The sequence below is a fragment of the Flavonifractor sp. An82 genome (assembly GCF_002159265.1).
Classification (GTDB): Bacteria; Bacillota; Clostridia; order Oscillospirales; family Oscillospiraceae; genus Flavonifractor.
Genome location: NZ_NFHG01000004.1, coordinates 99,661 through 113,056, shown reverse-complemented (window position 1 = coordinate 113,056; position 13,396 = coordinate 99,661). Strand labels below are relative to the sequence as shown.

The window sequence follows — 13,396 nt, the reverse complement described above, 5'->3', positions numbered from 1 at the left end:
GGCGCCCAACAAACGGACTATTCTGTTTGTTGGGCGCCGGTCCCGCCAGATTGGCCGCATCGTTACCACGTCATGCAGTCACGCGAAATTGTCCAGAATTTGGGGGGAAGATCTTACTTCTCCTCGTTGGGGTAGGGCTCCAGGAAAGCGTGGAAGTGACGCATGGGGAGCTTGTGGCCCCAGACGATGCGCATGTTGGGGATGGACTCGCGGTCCTTGTACAGCTGAGCCACAGCGGCGATGACGTAGTCCAGGTGCTCCTTGGTCAGGCGGCTGCGGTCGATGGCGAAGCGGACCACGTTGGCCAGCTCAGCCTGCTGCTCGGGGGTCTTCAGGTCGTACTCCATGGAGAAGTCGCCCAGCTCGGACACACGGATACCATAGCGGCGGATCAGCTCCAGGGAGAAGCCGGTGCCGGCGAAGGTGGTGTGATCGCGCTTGCCGTCGAAGAACTCGTCCATGTTGATGTACACAGCGTGGCCGCCGGCGGGCAGAACGACACCCTTAACGCCGTTCTTGTAGAAGCCCTGAGCCAGGTACTCACACTGCATGGCACGGTCATGCTGATAGTTGAAGTCGCAGGACTCATAGAGGCCGGCGGCCAGAGCCATGATGTCACGGCCGGACATGCCGCCGTAGGAGTCGTTGCCGTAGCAGGAGATCTGCTTGACCTTGATGAGCACGCCCACGTCGGTCTTCACAGTGCCGTCCTCGTTGAAGTCGGAGAACTTCTTCCAGAACAGGCCCTTGTCGCGGAAGGCCAGCATGCCGCCCATGTTGGCGTGGCCGTCCTTCTTGGCGGACATGGTGAAGGCGTCACAGTAGGAGAACATCTCGGTGGCGATCTCAGCGATGGACTTGTCGGCGTAGCCTTCCTCGTTCATCTTGATGTAGTAGGCGTTCTCAGCCCAGCGAGCCACGTCGAAGACCAGAGGAATGTCATACTTGTGGGCCACGCGGTTGATCTCGCGGATGTTGGCCATGGAGACAGGCTGACCGCAGATCGGGTTGTTGGTGATACAAGTGAAGATCAGGGGCACGTTCTCCACGCCCACGGCGTTGATCAGCTGCTCCAGCTTCTCGATGTCCATGTTGCCCTTGAAGGGGTTCTTCTCGTACTTGCCGCCCTCGGGGATCTCGTACAGCAGCTCCTTGTTGTACAGGTTACGGGGAATGGAGCCCATCTGCTTGATGTTGCCCTCGGTGGTGTCGAAGTGACCGTTGGAGGGGATGGTGAAGACCTTGCCGGGATGACGGGCAGTCAGGATCTTCTTCACGATCTCCATCAGCACGGACTCAGCGGCACGGCCCTGCTGGATGATGAAGGCGTTGGGGCGCTCCATCTGCTTGGCGCCGCCGTTGAACAGGCCGCCCTCGTACTCGCAGAGGAACAGCTCGTCCATCATCTTCTCCAGGTCGCGGCAGTCGGTGCGGACCAGGTCGATGCTCTTCTTCCAGTTCTTCTCGCCGCCGCGCTCAAAGATGTCGCGGAAGGTGTCCAGCAGGACATAGTAACCGGTGTTGCGGCCATAGGCCTCATCACCCAGGAACAGGGTAGCCCACTGCTGGTTGGTCATGGCGGTAGTGCCGGAGTCAGACAGCATGTCGACGGTCAGCAGGCCGGAGGGGAAGGAGAACTCGTTCCAGTGGGTGGCATTCAGGGCACGCTCACGCTGCTCAACAGTGGCCTGGGGCAGGTCGCGCACCGCAAATGCGCAGTGCTGGGGCATCTCAACATCCTGAGCCAGAGGGTAGTGCTTCACATTCTTGTCCATTTTGTTTACCTCCATAATTTTAGGCGCTTGGCGCCATCATTTTATTAGAGGATACCCCGGTCGTCGGGAGCCGGCCTTTCCGGCTCCTGCAACAGGCGGACAGTAACCTTTCCGAATGTTGTGTACGTGCAGGGCTGTGTGGCTTACTTAACTGCGATGACCTCGATCTCCACGAGGGCGTCCTTGGGAAGACGGGCAACCTCAACAGCGGAGCGAGCGGGATAGCCGCCCTCGCCGAAGAAGGTGGCGTACACCTCGTTCATGGCGCCGAAGTTGTTCATATCGCTGAGGAAAACGGTGGTCTTAACGACCTTGTCCATGCCCAGGCCGGCCTCGGCCAGGATGGACTTCACGTTGGTGAGAGACTGACGGGTCTGCTCCGCGATGCCCTCGGGGAACGCGCCGGTGGCGGGATCGATGGGCAGCTGGCCGGAAGTGATGACCAGATTGTCGATCTCAACAGCCTGAGCGTAGGGGCCGATGGCGGCGGGAGCCTTATCAGTGTTGATAATTTTCTTCATTTTGCTAACCTCCCTTCTTTTTTCCGAGATAAATTTATCACCGTCGGACCCAAATGTCAACCACTTTTTGTTTATTTTATGCTAACAAACATTTTGACAACCTTCTTTTTTGGCAGTTTGTTAGAAACATCGGCAAAGTGCTCAGAATTTTTTCTCATTTCTTGTGAGAAATTATTATTAAAACTTTTTGCGCACCTCTCAAAAATAAGGTATACTATAGATAACTATCAGTGATCCTGCGGCACGTACCATCGCCGCACCCCCCCAAAAAAGGATTGAGGTGATCGTATGGGCAGCGCACTGCTTTCCTATTATGTAAGGCTGACGGAGTTTCTGGGCCGCGTTCTGGGTCCGGACTACGAGGTTGCGCTCCATGACCTGACGGACAACCATTGCTCCATCATTGCCATCGCCAACAACCATGTCAGCGGCCGGGAAGTGGGGGCGCCCCTGACGAATGTTGCTTTAAAGGTGCTGAAGGACAAAAGCTACGAACAGACCGATTACATGCTCCATTACCCCGGGGTGTCCGCCTCCGGGAAGTCGCTGCGCTCCTCCACCCTGTTTATCAAGGACGGGGAAGAGCTGGTGGGTATGCTGTGCATCAACTTTGACGACAGCCATTTCCGGTCGGTCAGCGAACAGATTCTCCAGCTGTGCCACCCCAACAGCTTTGTGGAAACCAGCTTTCAGTTTGACGAGGGGCGGATGAACGACATCCGGCAAAATTCCGCCGCAGCGGAACGCTTCCATAATTCCATCCACGGTGTGGCCGGCGATGCGGTCTCCCGGGAGCTGAGCCAAATGGGTCTCACCGCCGACCGGCTCACCGCCGACGAGCGGCTGGGCATCGTGGCCGCGCTGGAGCCCCAGGGCATCTTCCTCCTGAAGGGCGCGGTCAAGGAGGTGGCGGACACCCTGCAATGCTCCCAGGCCACCATTTACCGCTATCTGTCCCAGGTTCGCAAGGACTCCTCCGAATCCACAGAAACGGACAATTAAATAAAAATACGGCAGGATCGAAACGATCCTGCCGTATTTTTATTTGAGAACCACTCAGCCGCACAGGTCAATGATGGCCTGGGCAAAAATCTTGGCGGCGGTCAGCTGGTCGGCGATGCAGGTGTGCTCGTCGGGACCGTGCATGTTGCCGTTGAAGCCGGGCATGGCGCAGCCGAAAGCCACGCCGCCGGGGATCTCATGGACATAGGTTCCGCCGCCGATGGCCAGGCACTCCCCCTTGTTGCCGGTGTACTGCTCGTAGCACTTGAGCAGGGTGGTCACCAGCGGGGTGTCGGCGGGGGTGTAGTGGGGCTCCTGCATGCCGCCCTCGGCGGCAAAGCCGAACTTGGCAAAGGAGGCCTCGGTGACCTTTTTGCAGTTATCCTCATTGGCGCACACCGGCACCCGGCTGTCAAACTGGCCGGACAGGCCGGTGTCGCTCATCTCCAGCAGAGAGAAGGCCAGGGTCAGGGGGCCGGACATCTCGTCGGCCTGGGCGATGCCCAGGGCCTTGCCGGCGCAGTCGCCGTGGGGGAACAGGGCATTGAGAACGTGGAGGGCGGCGGTGGAGCCCACCTTGGCCAGAGGAAGGGCACACAGCAGATGGATCAGGCCGGTGATGGCGTTGACGCCCTCCTCCGGGGTGGAGGCGTGGGCGCCCTTGCCCTTGCACAGAATGTGCAGGTCATCCCCCTGCTGGGTCAGCTCATAGGTGACGCCGGTCTCAGCGGCGGCTGTCTCACAGTAGGGGCGGGCCGCCTCGTCGGACAGCCCTGCCACCACGCAGGAGGCCTCGGGAGGCAGTACGTTGATGCGGAAGCCGCCGTGGAATTCGGTCACCCGGGGGGTGGCGCTCTCCGCCGCCCAGGTCTTGGTGAACACCGGCTTGTAGCTGCCCTTCTCCAGGTTGATCACGGGGAACTCGCCGTCGGGAGAGAAGGTGCAGGGGGCGTAGGGCTCCTTATTATAATAGTAGGCGATGTCCTCCGAGCCACTCTCCTCGTCGGTGCCCAGCAGCAGGCGGACGTTCTTCTTCAGGGGCACGCCCAGGTCGCGGACGGCCTGCATGGCCAGCAGGGCGGCCACCGCGGGGCCCTTGTCATCATCGGTGCCCCGCCCATACAGCATGCCGTCCACCTCGATGGGCTTATAGGGCTGGGTCACCGTCCAGCCGGTGCCCTCCCCCACCACGTCCAGGTGGCACAGGATGTGGAGCTGGGTCTCCTGGTCGTTGAAGTCCACAGCACCCACGTAGTTGTCGTAGTTCTTGGTAGCAAAGCCCAGCTCTCCGGCCAGCTTCAGAGCTTCCGCCAGGGCGGCGGCAGGGCCGGGGCCAAAGGGCATGCCGGGCTGAGCCTCCTCCCGGACGCTGCGGATGCGCACCAGCCGGGAGATACACTCCACCAGCTGCTGCCGGCGGGCCGGGTCGTCAAAATAGGCGTTGATCTTATCCTGATACATAGGTCTTAATCCTCCTTTGGTTGCTCCTCCTCACCGGCGGCTCCGGTGAGCTCTCCCAGGTATTTGTACACCGTGTACCGGGACACCTGGAGCCGCTTGGCCACAAAGGGCACCGACTTGCGGAAGGAGAAGGCGTTTTTCTGGTCCAGCAGGGCGATGATCTTCATCCGGTCCCGCTTGGTCAGGGCGTTCACCGGCTTGCCCACCGCCGCCAGACACTCCTCAAAGATCTGGGTCAGCTGGCCCTCCCCGCCGTGCCACATGGCGCTTTGCAGGTCGGCCTCGGCGCTCATCAGGTCCACCAGGATGCGGTTGGCGTACACCAGAGAGCTGTAGTCAAAGTTGATGCCCAGGGCCAGGTTGAAGTCCTCCCCGATAAGGTGGAAGGTGCTGCTTTTGATCTGCTGGCCCGAGGGGGTGGTGGCGTACAGGTTGACAAAGTCGGTGACCAGAGCGTCCCGGTCCAACTCCTTGGCGGTACCCAGGATATCCATGGTGGAGCCTACCGTCCGCCCGGACACATGGCCGTTATAAATGGACAGAATGGGGTGTCTGGGGTCCCCCATGTCGTGGACCAGAGTCTCGCAGGTGGAGCCGAACATCTCCGCGATCCCCCGGGCTGTGCGGTCCAGAAATTCAAAGGCTTCCTCCCGATCCATTGGTTCACTTCCTCTTTCTTTTGGATTCCAGTCCAGATTGTACCCTCAACGGCAGCAAATTGCAAGGCTTTAAGCCTGGCGGTAGCTCTGAAACTTGCCCAGCACCGCCTCCAGCTCAGCCGGGGTCAGATTCACCCCGCCGCCGGCCTGCTTGGTGTAGTAGTAGACCTTGGCCAGAAACTCCAGCTGCTGGGCAGCGTCAAAGGCAAAGGACAGGCTGCCTCCCACCGCCAGCAGGCCGTGATTGCCCAGCAGGCAGGCGTTGTACTCCTCCCCCATGCCCTCCCAGGCCGCCTCGGCCAGCTCCAGGGAGCCGAAGGGATAGTAGGGGATGCAGGGCACCTGCCGCCCGGCATAGGCCACCAGATAGTGGACCGGTTCAATGGGCCAGCGCAGACAGGAGAGCACGGTGGCAAAGGTGGAGTGGGTGTGGACCACCCCGTTCACATCCTGCCGCCGCTGGTAGAACAGCCGGTGGAGGTCCAGCTCGCTGGAGGGTTTCCGCTTACCCTCCACTACCTTACCCTCCAGGTCGGTGACCACCACGTCCTCCGGCGTGGTGAGGAAATAATCCATGCCGGAGGGGCTGATGGCCATAAGGCCGCTCTCCCGGTCAAATACGCTGAGGTTGCCGAAGGTACCGTCGGTCAGGCCGGTGGTGACCAGGCGTTTGCCGTACTCCACCACCAGCTCCCGCTGCTCCTGTAACAGCATACACAAGACTTCCTTTCCATATCCGCTTTCTTTCAAGCATACGGAAAATGAACGTCCAAGTCAAGCCTTGCATTGACATCGGGCACCCCCGCGCATAAAATGGACACAGATAAGGAGGACGTCCCTATGACCATGGAAACCTTGCGCTTTGCCCTGAGCGGCGTTGCCGCTTACCGACACATTCTGGATACCCCCCAGCTCCGCCTGGTCCGCTCCCTGCTGGACAAGCTGGCCCGACAGGACAGCGCCGGCGCCGCGGAGGATTACGCCGCCCTGTTTTTCGCCCTGCGGGCGGACCACTACACCGGCCTGGGGGAGTGGCTCCACGACCAGCTGCGTTACACCGAATCCCCCTACGCCCGCCTGGCCGAGGAGGGAGGCTCCGACCCCGCCCTGGAGGGAGCGGCCCGCCGGGATGTGGAGCTCTTTGCCCAGCTGTGCAAGCTGGACTGCGGCCGGCTCATCTCCGCCATGGCGGAGCAGGCGGGCGCCGCCCTGCTGCCGGTGCTGGAGGGTCTGCCCCGCTGGCCCGCCGGCTGCCCCTTTACCTTTGAGGAGCTGACCGATTTCTACCGCACCCACGGCTCCGGGCTCTTTGCCCGCAGCCGGGCCTTCCTGTGGGAGGACGGGGAGCTCTTCCCGGTGGACCAGCCCGACTGCCCCGGCCCCGACGAGATGCTGGGCTACGAGCTCCAGCGGGATCAGGTCATTGCCAACACCCAGGCCCTGCTGGAGGGCCACCACGTCAACAACGTGCTTCTCTTTGGCGACAGCGGCACCGGCAAGTCGGCCACGGTGAAAAGCCTGCTCTCCCGGCCCGGCTTTGAGGATCTGCGGCTCATTGAGGTACAGAAGGAGGGACTGGCTGACATGCCCCGGCTCATCCGCACCCTGGGGGGACGGCGGCTCAAGTTCATCTTGTTCATCGACGATCTGGCCTTTGACCAGGACGACACCACCTATTCCGTCATGAAGACCATTCTGGAGGGCGGCCTGGAGCGCCGTCCCGCCAACGTGGCCATCTACGCCACCTCCAACCGCCGCCATCTGGTGCGGCAGACCTTCTCCGACCGGGCAGGGGACGAGGTGGACGCCATCGAGACCATCCAGGAAAAAACCTCCCTGGCCGAGCGCTTCGGCCTGCGTATCCCCTATCTGGCCCTGAACAAGGCCGACTTCCTGGACCTGGTGGAGCGGATGGCCGCCCAGTCCGGCATCACCATGGACAAACAGGCCCTGCGCACCGGCGCCGACCGCTGGGAGATGCGCCACCCGGGCCGGACACCCAGAACCGCCAAGCAGTACATCGCCAGCCTCAGTCTGGCATAAACCATCCATGCCCCACCACAAGGAAAGGAGTATCCCTATGAAAAGAAACCTGCTGAAAAAGATCCTGGCCGGACTGATGTCCGCCGCCCTGCTCTCCCTTCCCGCTCTGGCGGCAGAGCCCCAGCAGCCCGCCTCCTGGGCCGTCAGTCAGCTGGCCGACAGCTACGCTCTGGGGCTGGTGGACGACAACTACACCACCTACATCCAGAGCCCGGTGACCATGGAGCAGCTGGAATCCATGGCCGACGTGGTAGCCGCCAAGCTGGCCCTGCTGGAGCTGGACCAGCGCGCGGCGGACGCCGTGGGTCTGGTGGTGGACACCACCCGTGGCGGCGTCATGAACGCCCTCTATCAGGAGGCTGCCGCCTACGAACTGCCTGACGTGGAGAATGGGACCGTGGATTTCCTCACCGGTCTGGGGGTCGTCCAGGGGGATTCCGCCGGTGATCTGGCGCTGGAGCGCACCTGTACCTATCAGGAGGCCATGGTCATGGCCAACCGGCTGATCCTGGCAGTTTACGATCAGCAGGACGCCGGCTCCAGAGGTCTGCTGTGGAAGGCCACCAACGGGAATAATACCCTGTACCTGCTGGGCACCATACATCTGGACCGGGACAACGTCTATCCTCTCCACAGATCCCTGCGGGACGCCATCCAGGCCTCCGAGGAGGTCATTTTTGAGCTGGATCTGAACGACCAGGAGGGCATCGCCCTGCTCCAGAGCATGCAGACCTACAGCGACGGCACCACCCTGGCCGACCACATCAGCCCCGAGCTCTATCAGCGGGTGCAGTCCGCCGCCGCGGCCCTGGGCATGGAAGCCGGCGCGCTGGACATCTACAAGCCCTGGGCTCTTGCCTCCACCTTCTCCACCCTCAGTATGATGGACGACTCCACCAGCAGCAACGCCATGGCCATCGACAGCTATGTGAACGCCGCGGCGGTCAACTCCGGCAAGGCCATCGGCGCGGTGGAGACCTACGCCTTCCAGGGCGGCATCTTTGATGGGCTTTCCGCCGAATATCAGGAGGCCTACCTGGACTCCGCCCTGTCCGCTCTGGAGGCCGCCTTGTCCGGCACCAGCTCTCCTGAAATGGAGGAAGCCCTCCAGCAGCAGGAGGAAATGCTCTCCGGCATGTTTGCCGCCTGGAAGGACCGGGACCCGGAGGCCTTTTCCCAGGTCTATGGCAAGGAGGCCATCATCAACAGCACCGACGAGCTTAATTCCAAGCTCTTTACCGAGCGGGACCCCGGCATGATCCAGGCCGCCGCCAACTATCTGGAGACTGAGGGGAACCACACCTACTTCCTGGCGGTGGGCGCCGGCCACATGGTGGACCCCGGCGGCATTGTCAGCGGTCTGCGTGAACTGGGCTATACCGTGGAGCTGGTCCCCTGACTCTGGAAAGGAGTATCCCATGATCCTGAAAGGAACCTTTCTCCACACCCCCGCCCTGGGGGCGCTGGAGATCCGGCCCAACGCCTTTTTGATCACCGACCGCGCCAGGGTGGTGGGACTGTACGACACTCTGCCCCCGGAATATGAGGGACAGCCGGTGACCGACTGGGGGGACGCCCTCATCATCCCCGCCTTTACCGACCTGCACATCCACGCCCCCCAGATCATCAACCGGGGCATCGGCTACGACAAGGAGCTGCTGCCCTGGCTGGAGACCTACACCTTCCCGGCGGAGGGCCGCTTCGGGGACCTCTCCTTTGCCGAGCGGGCGTGGAAGGCCTTCCTCAATCACCTGTGGGCGGTAGGTACCCTGCGTTTCTCCGCCTTTACCACCATCCACAAGGAGGCCGCCTGGCGCCTGATGGAGCTGACCGAGCAATCCGGTCTCCGGGGCCTCATCGGCAAGGTGAACATGGACCGCAACTCCCCTGACGATTTAAAGGAGGACACCATGGCCTCCCTGGCGGACACGGAGGAACTGATCTGCCGCAGCCGGGAGGAGCTGCGCCACACCGGCTTCATCCTCACCCCCCGGTTCGTCCCCTCCACCACCCCCATGCTGATGGACGGCCTGGGCGTCCTTGCGGAGCGGTACGCCCTGCCTGTCCAGTCCCATCTGTCGGAAAACCCCAGCGAGGTGGCCTGGGTGGCCCAGCTTCACCCGGATATCCCCACCTACACCCAGGTCTATGAAGATTACGGCCTGCTGCCCCGGGGCAGGACCATTATGGCCCACGCCATCCACCTGTCCGACAGAGAGAAGGATCTGCTGCGGGAGAAGGAGGTCATGCTGGCCCACTGCGCCCTGTCCAACACCAACCTGTCCAGCGGCATCATGCCCCTGCGGCAGAACCTGAGCCTGGGCCTGCGGTGCTGCGTGGCCAGCGACGTGGCCGGCGGCCACACCGCCAACCTGGCTCGCAGCATCACTGCCACCGTGCAGACCTCCAAGCTAAACTGGCTCCATCATCCCGACCAGTCTTCCCTCTCTCTGACAGAGGCCTTCTATCTGGCCACCCGGGGAGCGGGCTCCTTCTTCGGGGACGTGGGGGCCTTCCTGCCCGGCTTTGACTTTGACGCCCTGGTGCTCCGCCCCTCTGCGCTGGACGCCCTGGTGGAGCGCACCCCCTTTGAGCGGCTGGAACAGTTCCTCTATGACGGGGACGATCGGAACATTGCCGCCCGCTACTGCGCCGGTTCCCTGGTGGAACAGCCCTTCCCGGAATTGGAACTGGCCTGATTCTCTGTAAAACGCAAAACCCGTTGTTTTATCCAAGTCGGATAAAACAACGGGTTTTCATTTTTCTTACCGATACCGGTCCACTACAGAGCACATCTTGTCCCAGCAGGCCTCCATATCGGCCACCAGCTTGAACTGGGTGCGGCACCGGTCCAGGTTCTGGCCGGGCCGGTGGATGCGGAAGTAGTGGTCCCCCTCCAGATAGTCGGTGAGGAAGCGGATGCCGCACTCCAGGGTGATGAGCCGGGCGCCCCAGGGCAGGTAGTCCAGCTCGGCGGGGGTAAAGGCCCCCTCTGCTCCCTCCAGGAAGCCCCGGGTGTAGGCGTCAAAGAGGTTTAAGTCAAAATTCACCTTGTCCAGGTCGGTCTCGTCCTCGGCGCAGTGGTTGGCCCCGAACCGGATGGAGTCGCCGAAGTCGTTGATGGACAGGCCGGGCATCACGGTATCCAGGTCGATGACGCATACCGCCTCGCCGGTGGTCCGGTCCAGCAGCACATTGTTCAGCTTGGTGTCGTTGTGGGTGACCCGCAGGGGCAGCTCTCCGCTGCGCAGGGCCTGGAGCACCACGGAGCAATCCCCCTCACGGGCGGCCACAAAGGCCAGCTCAGGGCCCACATCCTTCACCCGGCCCATGGGGTCGGCGGCCACCACTTCCTTCAGCTTTGCCAACCGGGCCTCGGTGTCATGGAAGTGGGGAATGGTCTCATACAGGGTGTCCGCGGGATAGTCCTTCAGCATCCGCTGGAACTTGCCAAAGGCCCGGGCCGAGGCGGCAAACCGCTCCGGGGTATCGGCGGACTGGAGGCACATGGTACCCTCCAGGAAGGGATACACCCGCCAGGCGCCCCCCTCCGGATCGGTATAGAAGCATCTGCCGTCCCTGGCCTGACACAGGGAAAGGGTCTCCCGCTCCGGGTCGCCCCCCTGGGCGGCGATCTCCTTTTTCAGATGGCTGGTCACCCCGGCGATGTTGGCCATCACCTGCTCGGGATGGTGGAAGGCGCTGGGGGAGATCCGCTGAAGGATGAACCGGCGGCAGGGGTCCTCCCCCGGCTGGGTATGGACGCAGAAGGTGTCGTTGATATGGCCGGAGCCGAAGCGCACGGCCCCCACCACCTGGCCGCCGAAGTCAAAGGCATCCAAAGCCTTCTGTAAGTACTGTTCAGCAGGCGCCATTGGTACACGCTCCCCACAGATCATCGGGATAGAGTCCGGCCCGGGTCATGGCTTTGACGGCCGCCACCACCACCGGCTTGTCCTCCCGGTAGGTGACGCCGTACCACTTGTCGGCGCTGCGCAGCACCTTCACCCGGGCCTTGCCCTCCTCCAGCAGCTGGGTCACCACGCTGGGCAGGAAGTACTCCCCTTTCTCCGGGTTTTCCGCCAGGGTCTTGTCCAGGAAGGCGGGGAACCGGGCCTGGGCCTCGGTGAGGAAGCTGTTCGTGAAGCCCCACAGGTTCATGGACACGATGGTATCGCCGCTGAGGTGGGTCCAGGTGGCCCCGTCATCTTCGGTATAGCGGGCGTCCTCCCCGTCCTTCTCAATGTGGGTATGCTCCACCACCTCTTTCAGGTAGTGGTCCCCCTCCTCGGCACACACGCCCCGGGCCACATGGCCGTGCTCGGTGACGGTATTGCCCAGGCGGTAGCCCACCATGGCGTACTCATAGCAGCCGGGCTGGTCGGGATGGCTCTCCAGGTACTGGTAGATCTCCCTAAAAGCCTGGGGGCCATAGTAGTCGTCGGAGTTGATGACAGCAAAGGGGCCATCCACAATCTTCCGGGCGGCCAGCACCGCGTGGCAGGTACCCCAGGGCTTCACCCGGCCGGCGGGCACGGCGTAGCCCTCGGGCAGGTCGTCCAGCTCCTGGTAGGCGTACTTCACGTCAATGACCTTGCTGAGCCGGTCGCCGATGGCGGCCTTGAAGGTATCCTCGATCTGGTGCTTGATGACAAACACCACCGTCTCAAATCCCGCCCGTCGGGCGTCATAGATGGAGTAGTCAATGATCATCTGACCGTGGCCCCCCACGGGGTCGATCTGCTTGAGACCGCCGTAGCGGCTGCCCATGCCGGCGGCCATGACCACAAGAACAGGCTTCTTCATGCCTCTGTTTCCTTCCTTCCTCTCCCCCGTCCGGTTCCTTGCCTGCCGGTCCAAAGGGGGGAAATGGTAATAGAATAGTAGGATTTTCCGCTGAGATTCGGCTTTTTCAACCGATCTTATTTATTATATACGTCTGAACTGCGATGTGCAACCGCTGAAAGGGCAGATATCGCTGTTTTTTCCATATCTGGCCTTATTAAAAAAGCGATATGTGACACTTTAATCAGGTCAGTTTCTCTGTTATACTGCACCCAACGATATTGAAAAGGAAGTGCGGTTTTTGAAACGGATCGTCAGTATTCAGGACATCTCCTGTGTGGGCAAGTGCTCCCTGACGGTGGCCCTGCCTATCATTTCGGCCATGGGGGTGGAGTGCTCCATTCTTCCCACGGCGGTGCTGTCCACCCACACCATGTTCTCCGGCTTTACCTGCAAGGATCTCACCGACCAGATCTCCCCCATTGCCGCCCACTGGCAGGAGCGTGAGCTGGGCTTTGACGCCATCTACACCGGCTATCTGGCCTCCGCCCAGCAGATCGACGACGTGTCCGCCTTCTTCGACGCCTTTCGCCGGGAAGGCAGCCTCATTGTGGTGGACCCGGTGATGGCGGACAACGGTAAGCTCTACCCCGCCTTCGGCCCCGACTTCCCCGCCCAGATGGCCAGAGTGTGCGCCAAGGCCGACCTGATCCTCCCCAACCTCACCGAAGCCAGCCTGCTCACCGGCCTGCCCTACCGCACCGAACAGGACGAGGACTATATCAAGGAGATGCTCCAGGCTCTGGCCGCTCTGGGGCCCCGGTACGTGGCCCTCACCGGCGTCAGCTTTGAGCCGGGCAAGCTGGGCGTCATGTACTACGACAAGGAGACCGGCGTATACGGCAGCTACTTTGCCGACCACCTGCCCGCCAGCTTCCACGGCACCGGCGACGTGTTCGCCTCCACCTGCGTGGGCGGCCTCATGCGGGGCATGGCGCTGGGGGACGCCCTGGCTCTGGCCGCCGATTACACGGTGGAATCCATCCGGATGACCCTGGATACCCCCGACGCCAACTGGTACGGCGTTGAATTTGAGCGAGCCATCCCCTATCTGGTCCGGCGGCTCGATTGATCCTCCAAATGAAAAGCA

12 protein-coding genes are annotated in these 13,396 nt (G+C 61.9%); 5 read left to right on the top strand and 7 right to left on the bottom strand.

Translation table 11 applies throughout. The features are described from left to right. Positions 1–113: 113 nt before the first annotated feature. Both B5G34_RS06635 and B5G34_RS06630 read right to left on the bottom strand, forming a co-directional pair. Complete coding sequence (locus tag B5G34_RS06635; protein WP_162609439.1) at positions 114–1,775, bottom strand: tryptophanase; 1,662 nt, start codon at positions 1,773–1,775, stop codon at positions 114–116. A gap of 143 nt (positions 1,776–1,918) precedes the next feature. Then, the gene (locus tag B5G34_RS06630) at positions 1,919–2,296 is read right to left on the bottom strand and encodes a RidA family protein (protein WP_087335445.1); all 378 of its coding nucleotides are present in this window, start codon (positions 2,294–2,296) and stop codon (positions 1,919–1,921) included. A gap of 288 nt (positions 2,297–2,584) precedes the next feature. On the opposite strand from B5G34_RS06630, the gene B5G34_RS06625 reads away from it, so the two are divergent. Continuing rightward, positions 2,585–3,298 (top strand): PAS domain-containing protein, encoded by a 714-nt coding sequence (locus B5G34_RS06625; RefSeq protein ID WP_087335443.1) that lies wholly within the window; start codon positions 2,585–2,587, stop codon positions 3,296–3,298. A 54-nt stretch (positions 3,299–3,352) separates the two neighbouring features. Here B5G34_RS06625 and B5G34_RS06620 read toward each other — a convergent pair whose 3' ends face one another. The 3 genes from B5G34_RS06620 to B5G34_RS06610 form a co-directional block, all read right to left on the bottom strand. Next, positions 3,353–4,759 (bottom strand): Sapep family Mn(2+)-dependent dipeptidase, encoded by a 1,407-nt coding sequence (locus tag B5G34_RS06620; RefSeq protein WP_087335441.1) that lies wholly within the window; start codon positions 4,757–4,759, stop codon positions 3,353–3,355. A 5-nt stretch (positions 4,760–4,764) separates the two neighbouring features. Beyond that, entirely contained in the window at positions 4,765–5,418 is a 654-nt protein-coding gene (locus B5G34_RS06615) for a helix-turn-helix transcriptional regulator (protein ID WP_087335439.1), read from the bottom strand. 69 nt (positions 5,419–5,487) lie between these two features. Then, the gene (locus B5G34_RS06610) at positions 5,488–6,132 is read right to left on the bottom strand and encodes an L-fuculose-phosphate aldolase (RefSeq protein ID WP_087335437.1); all 645 of its coding nucleotides are present in this window, start codon (positions 6,130–6,132) and stop codon (positions 5,488–5,490) included. Positions 6,133–6,258: 126 nt separating this feature from the next. Between B5G34_RS06610 and B5G34_RS06605 the strand changes: the two genes are divergently transcribed. From B5G34_RS06605 to B5G34_RS06595, 3 genes are read left to right on the top strand one after another with little or no spacing between them, the layout of a single operon-like run. Beyond that, a complete protein-coding gene (locus B5G34_RS06605; protein ID WP_087335434.1) occupies positions 6,259–7,461 on the top strand; it encodes a DUF815 domain-containing protein in 1,203 nt (400 codons plus the stop codon). A 37-nt stretch (positions 7,462–7,498) separates the two neighbouring features. Next, positions 7,499–8,860 carry a TraB/GumN family protein gene (locus B5G34_RS06600; RefSeq protein ID WP_087335432.1) on the top strand — a complete coding sequence of 454 codons (1,362 nt, stop codon included), beginning with the start codon at positions 7,499–7,501 and terminating at the stop codon, positions 8,858–8,860. A 19-nt stretch (positions 8,861–8,879) separates the two neighbouring features. Next, a complete protein-coding gene (locus tag B5G34_RS06595; RefSeq protein WP_087335430.1) occupies positions 8,880–10,160 on the top strand; it encodes an amidohydrolase family protein in 1,281 nt (426 codons plus the stop codon). 66 nt (positions 10,161–10,226) lie between these two features. Here B5G34_RS06595 and B5G34_RS06590 read toward each other — a convergent pair whose 3' ends face one another. Further along, positions 10,227–11,336: an aminoglycoside phosphotransferase family protein gene (locus B5G34_RS06590; RefSeq protein ID WP_087335428.1), complete on the bottom strand. Its 1,110-nt coding sequence runs from the start codon at positions 11,334–11,336 to the stop codon at positions 10,227–10,229. Continuing rightward, a complete protein-coding gene (locus B5G34_RS06585; protein WP_087335425.1) occupies positions 11,323–12,267 on the bottom strand; it encodes a sugar phosphate nucleotidyltransferase in 945 nt (314 codons plus the stop codon). The genes B5G34_RS06590 and B5G34_RS06585 overlap by 14 nt, the downstream gene beginning before the upstream one ends. A gap of 271 nt (positions 12,268–12,538) precedes the next feature. On the opposite strand from B5G34_RS06585, the gene B5G34_RS06580 reads away from it, so the two are divergent. Further along, the gene (locus tag B5G34_RS06580) at positions 12,539–13,378 is read left to right on the top strand and encodes a pyridoxamine kinase (protein ID WP_343286555.1); all 840 of its coding nucleotides are present in this window, start codon (positions 12,539–12,541) and stop codon (positions 13,376–13,378) included. The last annotated feature ends 18 nt before the right edge of the window (positions 13,379–13,396 follow it).

What these genes read in the sequence shown, in the direction of transcription:
- B5G34_RS06635 (WP_162609439.1), bottom strand. Translation starts at nt 1,775, where the DNA reads ATGGACAAGAATGTGAAGCACTACCCTCTGGCTCAGGATGTTGAGATG.
- B5G34_RS06630 (WP_087335445.1), bottom strand. Translation starts at nt 2,296, where the DNA reads ATGAAGAAAATTATCAACACTGATAAGGCTCCCGCCGCCATCGGCCCC.
- B5G34_RS06625 (WP_087335443.1), top strand. Translation starts at nt 2,585, where the DNA reads ATGGGCAGCGCACTGCTTTCCTATTATGTAAGGCTGACGGAGTTTCTG.
- B5G34_RS06620 (WP_087335441.1), bottom strand. Translation starts at nt 4,759, where the DNA reads ATGTATCAGGATAAGATCAACGCCTATTTTGACGACCCGGCCCGCCGG.
- B5G34_RS06615 (WP_087335439.1), bottom strand. Translation starts at nt 5,418, where the DNA reads ATGGATCGGGAGGAAGCCTTTGAATTTCTGGACCGCACAGCCCGGGGG.
- B5G34_RS06610 (WP_087335437.1), bottom strand. Translation starts at nt 6,132, where the DNA reads ATGCTGTTACAGGAGCAGCGGGAGCTGGTGGTGGAGTACGGCAAACGC.
- B5G34_RS06605 (WP_087335434.1), top strand. Translation starts at nt 6,259, where the DNA reads ATGACCATGGAAACCTTGCGCTTTGCCCTGAGCGGCGTTGCCGCTTAC.
- B5G34_RS06600 (WP_087335432.1), top strand. Translation starts at nt 7,499, where the DNA reads ATGAAAAGAAACCTGCTGAAAAAGATCCTGGCCGGACTGATGTCCGCC.
- B5G34_RS06595 (WP_087335430.1), top strand. Translation starts at nt 8,880, where the DNA reads ATGATCCTGAAAGGAACCTTTCTCCACACCCCCGCCCTGGGGGCGCTG.
- B5G34_RS06590 (WP_087335428.1), bottom strand. Translation starts at nt 11,336, where the DNA reads ATGGCGCCTGCTGAACAGTACTTACAGAAGGCTTTGGATGCCTTTGAC.
- B5G34_RS06585 (WP_087335425.1), bottom strand. Translation starts at nt 12,267, where the DNA reads ATGAAGAAGCCTGTTCTTGTGGTCATGGCCGCCGGCATGGGCAGCCGC.